The sequence below is a fragment of the Blautia massiliensis (ex Durand et al. 2017) genome, assembly GCF_001487165.1.
GTDB lineage: Bacteria > Bacillota > Clostridia > Lachnospirales > Lachnospiraceae > Blautia_A > Blautia_A fusiformis.
In genome coordinates, this window is record NZ_LN913006.1 from 2,938,154 (window position 1) to 2,953,834 (window position 15,681).

At 40.7% G+C, this 15,681-nt stretch carries 16 protein-coding genes; 12 read left to right on the forward strand and 4 right to left on the reverse strand.

The genetic code is table 11. The annotated features are described in order from the left end of the window. The first annotated feature begins 132 nt into the window (after window positions 1-132). From rpsL to BN3261_RS14575, 12 genes are all read left to right on the forward strand, one after another. A complete protein-coding gene (rpsL, locus tag BN3261_RS14520) occupies window positions 133-552 on the forward strand; it encodes a 30S ribosomal protein S12 (protein ID WP_015526360.1) in 420 nt (139 codons plus the stop codon). Window positions 553-781: 229 nt separating this feature from the next. Further along, window positions 782-1,252, forward strand: coding sequence for a 30S ribosomal protein S7 (gene rpsG / locus BN3261_RS14525; protein WP_059086633.1), 471 nt, complete (start codon window positions 782-784; stop codon window positions 1,250-1,252). Window positions 1,253-1,270: 18 nt separating this feature from the next. Further along, complete coding sequence (gene fusA / locus BN3261_RS14530) at window positions 1,271-3,394, forward strand: elongation factor G (protein ID WP_255363785.1); 2,124 nt, start codon at window positions 1,271-1,273, stop codon at window positions 3,392-3,394. A gap of 126 nt (window positions 3,395-3,520) precedes the next feature. Beyond that, on the forward strand, window positions 3,521-4,714 hold the full coding sequence (gene tuf / locus BN3261_RS14535) for an elongation factor Tu (RefSeq protein WP_015526359.1): 1,194 nt from the start codon (window positions 3,521-3,523) through the stop codon (window positions 4,712-4,714). A 322-nt stretch (window positions 4,715-5,036) separates the two neighbouring features. Continuing rightward, the gene (locus tag BN3261_RS14540; protein WP_015526358.1) at window positions 5,037-5,714 is read left to right on the forward strand and encodes a hypothetical protein; all 678 of its coding nucleotides are present in this window, start codon (window positions 5,037-5,039) and stop codon (window positions 5,712-5,714) included. 52 nt (window positions 5,715-5,766) lie between these two features. Further along, window positions 5,767-5,988 (forward strand): hypothetical protein, encoded by a 222-nt coding sequence (locus tag BN3261_RS14545; RefSeq protein ID WP_044960621.1) that lies wholly within the window; start codon window positions 5,767-5,769, stop codon window positions 5,986-5,988. A gap of 56 nt (window positions 5,989-6,044) precedes the next feature. After that, window positions 6,045-6,656 carry a class I SAM-dependent methyltransferase gene (locus tag BN3261_RS14550; protein WP_021650335.1) on the forward strand — a complete coding sequence of 204 codons (612 nt, stop codon included), beginning with the start codon at window positions 6,045-6,047 and terminating at the stop codon, window positions 6,654-6,656. 301 nt (window positions 6,657-6,957) lie between these two features. Further along, window positions 6,958-7,197, forward strand: coding sequence for a DUF6061 family protein (locus tag BN3261_RS14555; protein WP_006859036.1), 240 nt, complete (start codon window positions 6,958-6,960; stop codon window positions 7,195-7,197). Window positions 7,198-7,446: 249 nt separating this feature from the next. Then, window positions 7,447-8,136 (forward strand): response regulator transcription factor, encoded by a 690-nt coding sequence (locus BN3261_RS14560; protein WP_009265522.1) that lies wholly within the window; start codon window positions 7,447-7,449, stop codon window positions 8,134-8,136. Continuing rightward, entirely contained in the window at window positions 8,133-9,164 is a 1,032-nt protein-coding gene (locus BN3261_RS14565; RefSeq protein ID WP_006859034.1) for a sensor histidine kinase, read from the forward strand. The genes BN3261_RS14560 and BN3261_RS14565 overlap by 4 nt, the downstream gene beginning before the upstream one ends. A gap of 151 nt (window positions 9,165-9,315) precedes the next feature. After that, window positions 9,316-9,981, forward strand: a complete 666-nt coding sequence (locus BN3261_RS14570) for an ABC transporter ATP-binding protein (RefSeq protein WP_006859033.1) — start codon at window positions 9,316-9,318, stop codon at window positions 9,979-9,981. A 14-nt stretch (window positions 9,982-9,995) separates the two neighbouring features. Further along, window positions 9,996-12,323 carry an ABC transporter permease gene (locus BN3261_RS14575; protein ID WP_006859032.1) on the forward strand — a complete coding sequence of 776 codons (2,328 nt, stop codon included), beginning with the start codon at window positions 9,996-9,998 and terminating at the stop codon, window positions 12,321-12,323. A gap of 195 nt (window positions 12,324-12,518) precedes the next feature. Here BN3261_RS14575 and BN3261_RS14580 read toward each other — a convergent pair whose 3' ends face one another. The 4 genes from BN3261_RS14580 to BN3261_RS14595 are packed head-to-tail and all read right to left on the reverse strand — an operon-like array spanning window position 12,519 to window position 15,567. Beyond that, a complete protein-coding gene (locus BN3261_RS14580; RefSeq protein ID WP_008394183.1) occupies window positions 12,519-13,226 on the reverse strand; it encodes a DUF6040 family protein in 708 nt (235 codons plus the stop codon). After that, window positions 13,204-14,925 (reverse strand): MobA/MobL family protein, encoded by a 1,722-nt coding sequence (locus tag BN3261_RS14585; protein WP_015530716.1) that lies wholly within the window; start codon window positions 14,923-14,925, stop codon window positions 13,204-13,206. The genes BN3261_RS14580 and BN3261_RS14585 overlap by 23 nt, the downstream gene beginning before the upstream one ends. Then, the gene (locus tag BN3261_RS14590) at window positions 14,882-15,253 is read right to left on the reverse strand and encodes a hypothetical protein (protein WP_015561462.1); all 372 of its coding nucleotides are present in this window, start codon (window positions 15,251-15,253) and stop codon (window positions 14,882-14,884) included. Before BN3261_RS14590 ends, BN3261_RS14585 begins: the two co-directional genes overlap by 44 nt. Beyond that, window positions 15,253-15,567: a hypothetical protein gene (locus tag BN3261_RS14595; RefSeq protein WP_008394181.1), complete on the reverse strand. Its 315-nt coding sequence runs from the start codon at window positions 15,565-15,567 to the stop codon at window positions 15,253-15,255. The genes BN3261_RS14590 and BN3261_RS14595 overlap by 1 nt, the downstream gene beginning before the upstream one ends. Between the last annotated feature and the right edge of the window lie 114 nt (window positions 15,568-15,681).

The window sequence follows — 15,681 nt, forward strand, 5'->3', positions numbered from 1 at the left end:
CCTGTATTTACGGTCTATAATGAGCAAGCGTGCGAATGAAACGTTATATTTTCGCATGCCGTAATTTGTAAATAGCAACCGCAAGGCCCCATGGGAAAGCCCATGGAGAAATAAATCGGGAGGTGAAATGGAATGCCAACATTCAACCAGTTAGTAAGAAAGGGCCGTCAGACAGCTGTTAAAAAATCTACAGCACCGGCTCTGCAGAAAACATACAACTCTTTAAGAAAGAAAGCAGTTGATCAGGCTGCTCCACAGAAACGTGGTGTTTGTACTGCTGTTAAAACAGCTACTCCTAAAAAGCCTAACTCAGCTCTTAGAAAGATCGCCAGAGTTCGTCTTTCCAACGGTATCGAGGTAACAAGTTATATTCCAGGAGAGGGTCACAACCTTCAGGAGCATAGCGTTGTTCTTATCCGTGGAGGAAGAGTTAAGGACTTACCTGGTACAAGATACCATATCATCAGAGGTACTCTTGATACCGCAGGTGTCGCTAACAGAAAACAGGCTCGTTCCAAATACGGAGCTAAGAGACCTAAAGTTAAAAAATAATTTTTGTAGATCAGAAATCTACGCCGCTTCCTGATTGCAGATAATCAGGAGGATTACAAAGATATTATTCATCTAATGTATTACAGCGGAAGACTATAAGGATTTGTACGGTATTCCATATACCCTGTCGGTTGCGGGTTAAATATAGGACCTTACCAGTGCGAACATGCAATAGTTTTACTGCGTGAGTACCGATGATATAATCAATATGATTAAGGAGGGAAGTAACGTGCCACGTAAAGGACATACTCAGAAAAGAGACGTTCTGGCTGACCCGATGTACAATAACAAAGTGGTTACCAAGCTTATCAATAACATCATGTTAGACGGTAAGAAAGGTGTTGCTCAGAAAATTGTATACGGTGCATTCACCAGAGTAGAGGAAAAAGCTGGTAAACCAGCAATTGAAGTATTTGAAGAGGCTATGAACAATATCATGCCAGTTCTCGAGGTAAAAGCAAGACGTATCGGTGGTGCTACTTATCAGGTTCCGATCGAGGTAAGAGCAGACAGACGTCAGGCACTTGCTCTTCGTTGGCTTACAATGTTCTCACGTAAGAGAGGCGAGAAGACAATGGAAGAAAGACTGGCTAATGAGCTTCTGGACGCAATGAACAACACAGGTGCATCCGTTAAGAGAAAAGAAGACATGCACAAGATGGCTGAGGCAAATAAAGCATTTGCTCACTATCGCTTCTAATTCGAGGAGGAAAATTCATTGGCTGGAAAAGAAGGAAGAGAATATCCATTAGAGAGAACCAGAAATATCGGTATCATGGCGCATATCGATGCTGGTAAAACAACTCTTACAGAGCGTATTCTTTATTACACAGGTGTTAACTACAAGATCGGTGATACTCATGAAGGTACAGCGACAATGGACTGGATGGAGCAGGAGCAGGAGCGTGGTATCACAATCACATCCGCTGCTACAACATGTCACTGGACTCTTGAGGAGAACTGCAAGCCAAAGCCAGGTGCTCTTGAGCATCGTATCAACATCATTGATACACCAGGACACGTAGACTTCACTGTTGAGGTTGAGCGTTCCCTTCGTGTACTTGATGGTGCTGTCGGCGTTTTCTGTGCTAAGGGTGGTGTTGAGCCGCAGTCAGAGAACGTATGGCGTCAGGCTGATACCTACAATGTACCTCGTATGGCATTCATCAACAAGATGGATATCCTTGGTGCAAACTTCTACGGTGCAGTAGAGCAGATCAAGACTCGTCTTGGTAAAAACGCTATCTGCCTTCAGCTTCCGATCGGAAAAGAGGATGACTTCAAAGGAATCATCGATCTTTTCGAGATGAAAGCATACATCTACAATGATGAGAAGGGTGATGACATCTCCATTACTGATATCCCGGAGGATATGCAGGAAGATGCAGAACTTTATCATACAGAGCTGATCGAGAAGATCTGCGAGCTGGATGATGACCTCATGATGGAGTATCTTGAGGGAGATGAGCCTTCTGTAGACAAGCTGAAAGCTGTCCTCAGAAAAGCTACATGTGAGTGTACAGCAGTACCGGTTTGCTGCGGTTCCGCTTACAGAAACAAAGGTGTTCAGAAACTTCTGGATGCAATCCTTGAGTATATGCCGGCTCCTACAGATATCCCGGCTATCAAGGGTGTTGACCTTGACGGCAACGAAGTTGAGAGACATTCATCTGATGATGAGCCGTTCTCCGCTCTTGCATTCAAGATCATGACTGACCCATTCGTAGGAAAACTTGCTTATTTCCGTGTTTATTCAGGAACAATGAACTCCGGTTCTTATGTACTGAATGCCACAAAAGATAAAAAAGAGCGTGTTGGACGTATTCTTCAGATGCACGCTAACAAACGTATGGAGCTGGATAAGGTTTACTCCGGTGATATCGCTGCAGCGATCGGATTCAAATTCACTACAACAGGTGATACAATCTGTGACGAGCAGCATCCGGTAATCCTTGAGTCCATGGAGTTCCCGGAGCCAGTTATCGAGCTCGCGATCGAGCCTAAGACAAAAGCTGGACAGGGCAAACTTGGTGAGGCACTTGCTAAGCTTGCTGAGGAGGACCCGACATTCCGTGCTCATACAGATCAGGAAACTGGACAGACCATTATCGCTGGTATGGGTGAGCTTCACCTGGATATCATCGTTGACCGTCTTCTTCGTGAGTTCAAGGTTGAGGCTAACGTTGGTGCACCTCAGGTTGCTTACAAAGAGACAATCACCAAGCCTGTTGATGTAGACAGCAAGTATGCTAAACAGTCTGGTGGTCGTGGACAGTATGGTCACTGTAAAGTTAAATTCGAGCCTATGGATGCCAACGGAGAAGAGCTGTACAAGTTCGAGTCCACAGTTGTTGGTGGTGCTATTCCGAAGGAATACATCCCGGCAATTGGCGAAGGTATCGAGGAAGCTATGAAAGCTGGTATCCTCGGAGGATTCCCGGTAGTTGGTGTACATGCAAATGTATACGATGGTTCTTACCATGAAGTCGATTCTTCTGAGATGGCATTCCACATTGCAGGTTCTCTTGCATTCAAGGATGCTATGCAGAAAGCAGCTCCGATTCTTCTTGAGCCAATCATGAAGGTCGAAGTTACTACACCAGAGGATTACATGGGTGACGTTATCGGTGATATCAACTCCCGTCGTGGACGTATCGAGGGTATGGAAGATATCGGCGGCGGTAAGATGATCCGTGGATATGTTCCGCTTTCCGAGATGTTCGGATACGCTACAGACCTTCGTTCCAGAACACAGGGACGTGGTAACTACTCTATGTTCTTTGAGAAATATGAGCAGGTTCCGAAGTCTGTACAGGAGAAGATCCTTTCTAAGAAGGACTGATCCACTATAAATAAATAAAATGCTTGCAAATAACCTTGGTTTGCAATATAATCAAGGTTAGCAAGTTTAAATCTGAAAAAATGCTCTAATTTTGATAGAGCCAAGTTTTAAGGAGGACATTTTAAAATGGCAAAGGCTAAGTTTGAGAGAACAAAACCGCATTGTAACATTGGTACCATCGGACACGTTGACCATGGTAAAACAACATTAACAGCAGCTATCACTAAAGTTCTTGCAGAGAGAGTTCCAGGAAACGTAGTAGAGAACTTTGAGGATATCGATAAAGCTCCAGAGGAAAGAGAGCGTGGTATCACAATTTCTACAGCTCACGTTGAGTATCAGACAGAGCGTAGACATTACGCACACGTTGACTGCCCAGGACATGCTGACTACGTTAAGAACATGATCACAGGTGCAGCTCAGATGGATGGTGCTATCCTTGTTGTTGCTGCTACAGACGGTGTTATGGCTCAGACTAAAGAGCATATCCTTCTTTCCCGTCAGGTAGGTGTTCCTTACATCGTTGTATTCATGAACAAATGTGATATGGTAGACGATGAGGAGCTTCTTGAGCTCGTTGAGATGGAGATCCGTGATCTTCTTTCCGAGTATGACTTCCCAGGAGATGACATTCCGGTTATCCAGGGTTCTGCTCTTAAAGCTCTTGAGGATCCGGCTGGCCCATGGGGAGACAAGATCATGGAGCTTATGGATGCTGTTGATGAGTACATTCCGGACCCACAGCGTGACACAGATAAACCGTTCGTAATGCCTGTAGAGGACGTATTCTCCATCACAGGACGTGGTACAGTTGCAACTGGTAGAGTTGAGGCTGGTGTTCTTCACGTATCTGAGGAAGTTGAGATCGTTGGTATCAAAGAGGAGACTCGTAAAGTTGTTGTAACTGGTATCGAGATGTTCCGTAAACTTCTTGATGAGGCTCAGGCTGGTGATAACATCGGAGCACTTCTTCGTGGTGTTCAGAGAAACGAGATCGAGCGTGGACAGGTTCTTGCTAAACCAGGAACACTTACATGCCATACAAAATTCACAGCTCAGGTTTACGTTCTGACTAAAGACGAGGGTGGCCGTCATACACCATTCTTCAACAACTATCGTCCGCAGTTCTATTTCAGAACAACAGACGTAACAGGTGTTTGCAACCTTCCAGAGGGAACAGAGATGTGCATGCCTGGAGATAACATCGAGATGACAATCGAGCTGATTCATCCGATCGCTATGAGCCAGGGTCTTACATTTGCTATCCGTGAAGGTGGACGTACTGTAGGATCAGGACGTGTTGCTACAATCATCGAGTAATCGTTAATTAGTATAACATCCTAATTTAATATATATTGAGTACCGCAAGGTACATTGTGTCCAAACGTAAGATACCCCGGAACCGTAAGGTTTCCGGGGTTTTTCTGTTGGGTGGAAAGTAAAATCATCTATGAATTTTCAATGCGGAGATTAAAGGAAATTTATCAATAAGACTAAGTAAAGATAAATTTAAAATTGAAAAATAAGACCAGCGGTGCCAAAACGGTGCCAAAAAAACTCCTGCGAATGTTTGCTATTCACAGGAGTAATTTTTTTACCAGCCTTTGATCTGTTTGATCTGTTCAGCACGTTCCGGATCACGATGATATTGCAGTTTCAGACGGATTGTTACCACAATATCCAGCTTTTAAAAGATGACAAGGAGCAGGCAGTTAAAGATAAAGAGGAAGCTGAGAAGTGTGCGGAAAAAGCCGAGAAAGATCTGCATAGCCTGGAAGAACGCAGAGAACGGTTACAGCCGGTAATGGATAATGTCAGCAAAGAAATAAAGGAATATGGAACAGTGAAAACTCTACTTCCAGAAGCTGGTGCATTGGAACGTGCAACAACCTACCGGGATAAGAAAATAAAACCACTGTTTACTCAGGTGAAAAATAAAATTGCTGCGATGGCTGCACAGGTTAAAGAACTTGCCGAAGAAGTAGAAAAATGGAAACACAAATATCAGAAAACAAAGCAAGCATATAACCAAATACAAAGAGAGTTAGATGCAGTGCGTGAAGAAAAAGAGCAGTTATTTGATGAAAAACAACAATTGCAGGATGTTTCTGATAGATATGACCGGGTAGTGCGTGTTCTTGGAGAAAATGCTGTAGATGATGCGGTACAACAGGATATACAGGAGCAGAAGGCATTAGAAGAAAAGCGACAAATGGAGCAAATGCCAACAGGAAGTATTCACGAAAGACTTGCCTGGGGAGCCAGAAAGAGCAGTCGGAAGGCTGCTCTTTGGCAATCTAAGAATAGAGTTTTGGGATAGAATATGATAAAATGTAAGAGATAAATCGGTATTTAACGAGGAGGTAATGATTATGAGTAGAAATATAAAAGGTGGTTTTTTAACATTAAGTAGTGTTGTTGGTATTGTAGGAATGATAATAGCGGCAATGCAAAATCCAGCAACTGCATGGGTAACGCCACCTGGAAGAATGATTATAAGTATTTTAGAAAATGGATTATTGATTCCTACGGTTTTATTCCTTGTTCTTTTTATTTATGGATTGTATATTCTCCTAACGGAGAAAAACGATTGAGCAATACCGGTTTGTCGAATTAAGAAAACCGGTATTTGTGGAGGAGGAATTCTGTAATGAGATTTTTTGAAAATACCCGTAAGCCACAAGGCTTCGGCGGAAAATTGATGACGAAGATGATGAACAGCGGTCACGCCAAATTATCGCAATGGGGATTCTCAAATATCTCCACGAAGTCTGATGCTGAAGTTCTTGACGTCGGCTGTGGCGGCGGAGCAAATATTGCGGTCTGGCTTGATAGATGTAGAAATGGCCACGTGACAGGAATGGATTATTCTGAGGTTAGTGTGGCAAAATCTCAAAAATTGAACGCCCTCGCCATTAAACAAGGGAAATGTAATGTAGTTCAAGGAGATGTATCTGCTATACCCTTTTCTGACGCGACTTTTGATTATGTTTCTGCCTTCGAAACAGTTTACTTTTGGCCAGGATTAGTAAAATGCTTTTCCGAGGTCAACCGTGTGCTGAAAAGCGAAGGCATATTCCTGATTTGTAACGAGAGTGACGGAACGAATGCCGCAGATGAAAAATGGACAAAGATGATCAATGGTATGAAGATTTACACATCTAAACAACTTGTTGCCGCTTTGAAAGAAGCGGGTTTTACAGAGATCAAAACGTATTCAAATGCAAAAAATCATTGGATAAGTATTGTTGCAACGAAATAGCCAAATTCCAGTTGATATTTCACATATTTTAGGAAATTTAATAACTGTTATATTTGATTATCAAATTCTTCGCAAACCCTTGAAAATACTAAGTTTGTAGCAAGTGAACTTTCCCTTACTCTTTCCCTTGTGTTACATTTTCCCATTGCTTTTCATGAACCTTAATATGGGAAAAATTAAGGGAAAGAAAATTTCATAACACAATATAACATATAACAATAACGACATGGTGAACTGATTGAAATGTTTTCGATATTTAACTCTGTAACTGATTATCAAAAGAAAATGGAGATAAGATACGATGAGAACAATTTATGCAGAATATAATATAAACCACGATAGTATTGATGTTTACACAAGTGCTGGATATATGCTTCGCATTGATTGCTGGGAAGCTGAAAAAAATTTAAAAACCACATATGGATCAGAATGTGCGCTTACTTCATTGGCTGTGGATGAGCCTTTGGAATATGCAAGATTATATCTTGATGGCAATTTACAGATGTGGGTGGATACAGAAGATTCATTAGAACTTTATTAAGCAAGAAGTGAGATAGTGTTGTAGGGAGTTTCCTGTAGTTAAAGATACCACACCCGATATGATGAACCCACGCTTATACACTACCAGCTATGATAAAAGAAAGGACAGCAATTTGACACTGCTGTCCTTTCTTTTATAAAATTGCAGTACACAGAAAAAAGCTGTAAAATGAAAAATATATTTGTCCTTGTAACAATTCTCGGACATTTGCCTGTTATACTATCTGCAAAAAGAAAAGGAAGTGATAATATGAAGCATATTTTAATTGTCGAAGATGATAATCTTTTGAATAAAACGCTTACTTATAATTTGGAATTGGACGGTTACACAATAACTTCTGTTCTGAATGCAAGGACAGCCGCTGAATCATTAAAAACAAACATTTTTGATTTGGTATTGCTGGATATAAATTTACCAGACGGAAATGGTTATGACCTATGCCGTCTTATCAAGCCAGAGCATCCTGATACAGTAGTTATATTTCTAACTGCCAACGATCAGGAAAGCAATCAGATACGGGGATATGAAGCTGGTGCAGTGGATTATATCACGAAACCTTTTTCGATTAGTGCTTTGCAGCGAAAAATCAAAGCCATGTTCGCTATGTTGGAGCATCACAAACCAGCTAAGGATATTTACGAGGATGGTAGCTTGTTTCTGGATTTTTCGGAACAATTTGCAAGTTTGAACGGGAAACCATTAGCACTTTCTGCGATGGAATATAAAATGTTGAACCTATTTCTTAAAAATCCGAAGCAGGTACTTACTCGCCAACAATTTTTAGAAAAACTGTGGGATGTTGATGAAAAATATGTAGATGAACATACCCTTACTACTTCTATCAGCCGTATTCGCAGTAAGATTGAAGCGGATGGCGACACATATATCAAAACGGTTTATGGTATGGGGTATCAATGGACAGGAGGCGAAAAGAAATGAATCTGAATAACCTTTCTGCTAAGAAAATTTGTAGACTGGTTAGTGCTGGCATGGTTTTCTCTATGCTGGTAATTACCGGTATTTTCGGCGGTATAATGCAGGATATACGAATTTTTATAGTGGGTGGAACATTGACACTCTGTGCGTTTTTCTGGATTTGGCTATTGGTGCTGATTTTTGGAAAACGCCTTTCTCATTTTACTTCTAATTTGTGCCGGACGCTGGACAACATGATTGATGGAAACGAGGAATTACAAAAGTCAAATGATAGTGAAACTCTTTTTGCCCGTATCAACCACCGCTTAATTCGGTTGTATGAGATTATGCAGAAAAACCGGCACAAGGTAGACATGGAACGACAGGAGCTTCAAATGCTGATTTCTGATATTTCACATCAAGTTAAAACGCCTGTCAGCAATTTGCAAATGGTAACGGACACACTTTTAACAAAGCCTGTTTCAGAAGAAGAACGGATGGACTTTTTACAAGGCATACGTAGTCAGACTGATAAACTGGATTTTCTGTTCCAAGCACTGGTTAAAACGTCCCGGTTGGAAACCGGAGCAATACGATTAGAAAAGAAAGACAGCAGCTTATTCCATACGCTTGCACAAGCCATGAGCAGTATTGTATATGCCGCAGAGAAAAAAGAAATTGCTGTATCCGTGGATTGCCCGGAAAATTTGATAATCTCCCATGACAGCAAGTGGACAAGCGAAGCCCTTTTCAATCTGCTGGACAATGCAGTAAAATACACTCCGTCAGGTGGAAAGATTTCTGTATCAGTGGTTCAGTGGGAAATGTACGTAGAGGTCAAAGTGACCGACACCGGCAAGGGCATTTCAGAAAGCAATCAGGCTGCCATCTTCCGGCGCTTCTATCGTGAGGAAGAAGTACACGATCAACAGGGTGTGGGAATAGGTTTGTATTTGGCTCGTGAGATTGTAACAAGGCAAGGGGGCTATATCAAGGTTGTTTCAGAGCTGAGGCAAGGCTCAGAATTTTCTATTATGCTTCCTGTAAGGTAAGATATAACCACTTTTTTTGAAATGTCCGAGCGTTGTAACATTTCACTCTGATTTTCGATAAAAATTTTTTCTATCTCGGACATTTGTGTAACATTTGTGGTTTACAATGGCTTTATCAACAGATAGAAAGCCTTGAAAGGAGCATTTGAATATGAGCATTTTACAAACAATCGACTTAAAGAAGTATTACGGCACAGAACCAAATATTACTCGTGCCCTTAATGGTGTAAATTTTACTGTGGAACAGGGAGAATTTGTTGCCGTAGTTGGAACTTCCGGCAGCGGTAAGTCTACATTGCTTCACATGATGGGAGGACTTGATACCCCCACTTCCGGCAGCGTGATTGTACGGGGAGAAGAACTCGCAAAAAAGAATGATGATGAATTGACAATTTTCCGCCGTCGTAACATCGGATTTATCTTCCAAAATTATAATCTGGTTCCGATTTTGAATGTATATGAAAATATCGTCCTGCCTGTGGAACTGGATGGCGATACAGTAGACCAGAAATTTATGGACGAAGTTGTGTATATGTTGGCTTTAGAAGATAAACTGGAAAATATGCCGAACAATCTTTCAGGCGGTCAACAGCAACGTGTAGCGATTGCACGAGCTTTAATTACGAAGCCTGCGATTATCCTTGCTGATGAACCGACCGGAAATCTTGATAGCAAGACCAGTGCAGATGTGTTAGGGCTTTTGAAGCATACCAGCGGAGAATTTAATCAGACCATTGTAATGATTACTCACAACAACGAGATCGCTCAACTCGCAGACCGCATTGTACGGATTGAAGATGGTAAAATTGTTGGCTAAAGGAGGTGGGAATTATGAATTATCCTTTTGAAAATGATACCAGTGCAGTAATTAAAAAATTAGCACGAAAAAGTGTGCGTTTTGATAAGAAGAAAAACTTATTTTGCCTTTCGGCAATTATTGTAGCCGTTGCTATGATAATGATGTCGTTGCTCACAGTGCAAAATATCATTTATCAAAATCAGAAAGAAATCGAAGGATTACATCAAGGGATTTTCTTTGACATTACGCAGGACAGTAAAGAAAAGTTGTTAGCAAACGAAGAAGTAAAAAGTGTAGGACTTTCCTGTAATATCAAAACAGTGAAAGAAAATTCTAAAGAACTGTCTCTGATTTATTATGATGATGACATGCTTAGTTTGATTCCTGCCTTTGACGGAAAATATCCAGAGAAAGCAAGTGAAATTGCTGTTACAGATGCCTTTTTTGCCAGTGAAAATAAGTCTCCGGAAATCAACGCCATAGTTCAGTTGAATCTGGATGGTACTTTGAAGAATTATACTATTGTTGGTATTTATCATGATAAAACTTCTACCGCTTATCCTGTTTTTGTTTCACTTGAAAAATGCCGGGAATTACGTGGAAATAACCTGCTTAATGGATATGTTTGGCTTGAAAATGCAGATACCCTTACAAAAGACGAAGCAACAGAAATATTATCTCAAATTTCAGAGGAGACTGGACTGAATAATTGGACAGTCAGCAGTTACTATGATTATGTAAATACAACTTTGTCCTTCAGTAATTATGCGGTATATGGTGTAGTTGCTGCCATTTTGTTTTTAGCTGCCGCACTTGTAATTTACAGCATTTTCTATATTTCGGTTGGACAAAAAGTTGCTGAGTTCGGACAGCTTCGGACAATAGGGGCAAGTAAAAAGCAAATTTATAAAATAGTTCTTAAACAGGGTTATATGCTTGCAGTTCCGGGGATTTTAATTGGTAGTATCATGGGAACGATCATCAGCTATTGTCTGCAATCAAAAGGCTGGTCAGTATTTGCATTTATTGTTTCTCTATGTGGCGCATGCCTTTTTGGAATACTGCTTGTTTATATTAGTGTTCGTAAACCAGCAAAAATTGCAGCGAATACTTCTCCAATTTCCGCCCTGAAAAATCCAGTGGGAATTGTAAATTACCGCACTCACAAAAGACATCGTATTACGCCTGTATATTTAGCGAAAATCAGCTTTTCCAGAAACAGAAAAAAATCTCTATTGACCATTTTATCATTGGGACTGTGCGGAGTTATATTTTTCCTTGCAGCAAGTTATCAGAGTTCTTTTAATGCCGAGAGTATGGCTCGTTATTGGGATATGAAGTACGGAGATTTCAAAATCAGCATTGATTTAGAAAACGAAAGTGAAAATTTGGATGCTCTCTTGCAGAAAGAATATTTTTCTGATTATGTAAAGCGTGTTGGAGATATAGAGGGAGTTAGCAATATATTTACTTATGCTACCGTACCAGTTGATTTCTCAACAGACAATGATATTTCAGATAGCACCTTGATGCTCGGCTATAATGAAAAGGATTTGGCGTCGCTAAATGCAGCGGTTTTGTCTGGAAATATTACTGATGATACAGAATTAGTTGTAAGTGATCCCGAACGTATTTATGATGTTTACCATTGGAAACCTCAAATTGGGGATACTGTGACCTTTAATTTCAAAAATCATAGTGGTAAAACAATAACAAAAGCATTCAAAATTGGTGCAATCACTTCCAGCAATGATGGAATGGGTGGCTATATTTTCAGAATGCCGGAAAATATGCTCAAAGAACTTGCAGGTTATGACTGTACATACGCAATCGAAATACAAGCAGAAGCTGAATATCAGGAGATAATCGAGCAAGAACTCAAATTACTCGTTTCTGACAATAGGGATGTTCGCTTACAAACCCTTCAAGATTTTATTGTAGAACACCAATCAGACAATCGTGCAGGTTTTACATTAGCTTATGCGATTGCAGCCATCTTGTGGATATTTGCGGTCATCAATCAAATCAATCTTACTGTGACAAATCTTTTATCACAGAAACAGGAAATGGGCACACTAAAATCTATTGGTATGACAAATAAGCAGTTGAAGCAAGCATTTATGATGGAAGGTCTTTTTACTACTTTGATTGCATTGCTTATAACTGCTGTTGTTGGAATCCCCGGCGGATATGCAATCGGTATATTTTTGAAAAATGCAGGCATGTCTACGGGATTTGTATTTCCGGTTGTTGCTTTTACTCTTTTTGCTGTTGCTATGTTTATGCTTGAAAGTTTGATGACAATATTGCTTATTCATTCATGGAAGAAGCAATCTGTTATTGCAATAATGCGAAATTGATGATAGAAAGCTTTTCATATCTCGGTCAGCTCCACAATTACATTACTCTGCTGATACAGCCAGTCCGTAAATTCTTTCGGGCTGGCTGTTCCTGTTTTTACAGCCTTTTTTCTCTGTAATACTTCTTTTCATACAGTAAATTTTCACTAGGCTGGTATGGAGTAATTTTACTGTCTATACAGTAAGTTGAAAATACTAATATGGTCTTTTTTCTAACCAAACTTTAAGATAACATCTAATTCCAACATATGCGCCCTGCGAAAGTACGAAAAGCAATAGAAGATTTACTGACAGTACTTTTTTGATTGATTCTCCAAAATAAATGACAATAGCAACACTTGTCAGTATCATTAGTAGAGTAATAACATCCCAACAGTTTTTCTTATATAATTCTATAACCTTTATTTCTATCAGTATCGCCAGCATCCCTGTTCCTGCCATACATATTCCTACAATCAATATTAGCAATAACCAATATACCATTCCGGCTATAAAAGCATTTGGAATTTTTGTACTAATCTGTGCCGCAGAATGCCCGGCATCAATCGTCCATCCGACAAAGGTTTGTATGAATGATGCTAAATCATTGAAGAATGATTTACAATCGACAAGGAACATATCTGACTGTACTGCCTGAAAAAGAGTGGTTGTCAACGAATACCATGCAAGAAGGAACAAGGTTGTTTGGAACATTACCGTTTTTGCTTTATACTGTCCTGCAAGTCGCTCTTTTTGTGTTTCGTATTTTGCTTTTGCATTCTGATAGGCTGTCCGGTTACAGGCTTCACATTTTTCATAGAGTACCGGCTTTTCTACCGGTATTTCTACGATTTTCTGATGTGTCCGGGCATAATCCCGTTCCTGTGTTAAATAGCATATTTTATCTTGACATTCCTCTATCATGACGTTTGCGCTTCGCAACTTCTCTTTCTCGATCCGCAATGCTCTGTCTGCCAGCTTCAAGTCGTTCTTTAATGCTTGAATATTCCCGGCTCTGTTCTCTTTGTTTAATTTCTCGTTCAAGGTCAGAGATTCGCTGAGCTGCGTCTTCAGTTCCACGATAAGCTGTTCTTTCTGTTCTAGTTCTTCTTGTATCTCCTCGGTCAAGAGCAGAAGTTCTTCCAACTGTTCGGCGTTCTTTGATTCTCTGGATTCGTTCATCTATATCACGTCCTTTCTCTATCTGCTGTTCCAGTTCAGCAATTCGGTGTTCTGTTTCAGTAATAAACTGTTTTCGCTGTTCAGCTTCTGTGCCAATTTCTGCCATTGCTGATTTTCGTTTTCCAAAAGCTCTATCTTCGTTTTCTGTTCTTCCATCTTGGAAAGCAGTTCCTCGGTATTTGGCAAAATGTTGAGCAGCTCGGATAACTCGTTGTTTAATTTTTGTAATTTCTGATTCTGTTTTTGCATAAGAGAGAGTTGAGTGTCCCGGTTCTGCATTTCCAGAATCATTTCTGCCATTAGGTTCTGCTGTTCTTCGATTTGACCAATCATGGATTCCATTAAGGGTATAATTTCCCGGCTTTCTTCTAATGTCATTTAATCGCTCCTTCCATAATGATAATGCACCCGATACTTTCCCAAAGGTGTTTAGTATCTTTTGCAATAACGTGTTTTGTTGTTTTATGATTTGATTTTCCGCTACTTTCCACGAGCCTTTTATTTCCTGCCCGGCAAAAAACTTTTGTTCAATCTTTCTTGCGTCAGCTCCTTCATGGATGGTAGGAATCTGGAGTTTTCCCTGCTTTTCATAAGAACGATGATCAACTTGATTATGCAAAGGCAGATGTTCATTACATACCTTTGCCCATTCACTCCGCCACAGTTCACAATTTTTTGGATTGTTCCATCCAGTAGCATCGGTCAGCACCCGTTTCCATTGCAGGCGGTTTCTTGCTCCAATCTTCTGAATTCCGTTTTCGTCTAATACAGGGATACGGATTCCATGACGGTCAGGGTTTTTCTTATCCTGCCACCAGTTCGGATGGGATTCATCAATCACGATATTTCCGTTTTTATCTCTGACAAAATCCCAATCCTTGACTTCTTTCTTTCCCCAAGAATGATCCGGGTTAAAAGGACGCATAGTTAGAAGCAGATGGACATGGGGGTTGCCATCCCCTTTGTCGTGGATACTCCAATCAGCGCACATTCCTCTATCTACAAAAGTTTTTTGGATATAGTCGGTTGTATATTGAATTTGTTCCTGTCTGCTCCATTCTTTGGGGAGGGCAAATTCAAATGACCTGCCAAGTTGGGCATCTGCATTTTTTTCAATCTTCAATACCTCATTCCATAACCTCTGTTTCTGAAATGTGATTTTGAATTTTTCTAAAGCAGCTTCTTTATCTTCTGACCTTTTGTAGCGGACAGATTTTTGAAAGCGTTTTATATTTTCTTCTGGTACTATCTGCCATTCAGGAGGTGCGTTTTCACACATCATCAGACTGGTGTAGACCACTTCTTTTTTAGAAGTGTAATAACTGATTCTCCCGGTTTCCTCGTTTTTCATCACATCCCCATTGAGATATGCGGAAGCGGAGATAACAGATTTCCCTTTACTTCGTCCGACTATTTTGATTGTGTAATGAAAAATCGCCATATCTGGATTCCTCCTTTCTGCACATCCGGTATAGATTTCCGGCAACATTGCTTTCGATTTTAGAAAAAGCAGCATTGCCAGAACGCCCTCTGCGTAAGAGTGCCCTGCGCATAGCAGCCTGCATGGAATGCGCCTCTCTGGCGAAGAGTGCCTCCTGTGGCATGAGCAGGTCTGGCTGAAAGCCCCGCCGACGGAACGAGCCCGGCAAGCGTGAGCGCAGACCGGTTGCCACTTGTGGCAAACTTATTGGGACGACCTCTGGTTGTCCATAAGTGCGCCCTTCATGAAAAAGCAATGAAGGGAATGAAAAACTCATCCCATCCGCCATTACACTTCCTCCATATCGGTATTTGTTTCTTTCTGCATTGCCTTTGAGAAAAATTTCCCATTGGCTTCCTGCTTTTTCAGAAAACCAATCAGCTTTGGGATGTCTTCCTCCTCAATAGTCGCACCAAGAACGGATTCCACCGCACCGCCAACCTGACAGAGCCTATGGGTTCGTTTTTTACTTTCTTCGGCTTTCTTTCGTTTTAGAAGTTCTTTCTTCTGTGCTGCATATCGTTTTGCTTTTTCAAGGCTTTCCTGTTCCTTCTTTTCCATTTCAAGCATTCGTTCTTCATAACTTTTTGTTGATTTTGCCATTCTTACATTCTCCTTTCCTTCACAAACATAAGTTCTCGGTTGCGTATCAGAAGAAGCACATGGTATAATCTTCTTGCGTGTAGGTATATCATGGCTTCGGTCTGATAGAACCTT

Excerpts from the sequence above, each read along its gene's own strand:
- rpsL (WP_015526360.1), top strand. The coding sequence starts at position 133 with ATGCCAACATTCAACCAGTTAGTAAGAAAGGGCCGTCAGACAGCTGTT.
- BN3261_RS14580 (WP_008394183.1), bottom strand. The coding sequence starts at position 13,226 with ATGATAGAGGAATGTCAAGATAAAATATGCTATTTAACACAGGAACGG.
- BN3261_RS14560 (WP_009265522.1), top strand. The coding sequence starts at position 7,447 with ATGAAGCATATTTTAATTGTCGAAGATGATAATCTTTTGAATAAAACG.
- BN3261_RS14585 (WP_015530716.1), bottom strand. The coding sequence starts at position 14,925 with ATGGCGATTTTTCATTACACAATCAAAATAGTCGGACGAAGTAAAGGG.
- BN3261_RS14555 (WP_006859036.1), top strand. The coding sequence starts at position 6,958 with ATGAGAACAATTTATGCAGAATATAATATAAACCACGATAGTATTGAT.
- BN3261_RS14540 (WP_015526358.1), top strand. The coding sequence starts at position 5,037 with ATGATATTGCAGTTTCAGACGGATTGTTACCACAATATCCAGCTTTTA.
- BN3261_RS14565 (WP_006859034.1), top strand. The coding sequence starts at position 8,133 with ATGAATCTGAATAACCTTTCTGCTAAGAAAATTTGTAGACTGGTTAGT.
- BN3261_RS14575 (WP_006859032.1), top strand. The coding sequence starts at position 9,996 with ATGAATTATCCTTTTGAAAATGATACCAGTGCAGTAATTAAAAAATTA.
- BN3261_RS14595 (WP_008394181.1), bottom strand. The coding sequence starts at position 15,567 with ATGGCAAAATCAACAAAAAGTTATGAAGAACGAATGCTTGAAATGGAA.
- tuf (WP_015526359.1), top strand. The coding sequence starts at position 3,521 with ATGGCAAAGGCTAAGTTTGAGAGAACAAAACCGCATTGTAACATTGGT.
- BN3261_RS14590 (WP_015561462.1), bottom strand. The coding sequence starts at position 15,253 with ATGGCGGATGGGATGAGTTTTTCATTCCCTTCATTGCTTTTTCATGAA.
- BN3261_RS14550 (WP_021650335.1), top strand. The coding sequence starts at position 6,045 with ATGAGATTTTTTGAAAATACCCGTAAGCCACAAGGCTTCGGCGGAAAA.
- BN3261_RS14545 (WP_044960621.1), top strand. The coding sequence starts at position 5,767 with ATGAGTAGAAATATAAAAGGTGGTTTTTTAACATTAAGTAGTGTTGTT.
- BN3261_RS14570 (WP_006859033.1), top strand. The coding sequence starts at position 9,316 with ATGAGCATTTTACAAACAATCGACTTAAAGAAGTATTACGGCACAGAA.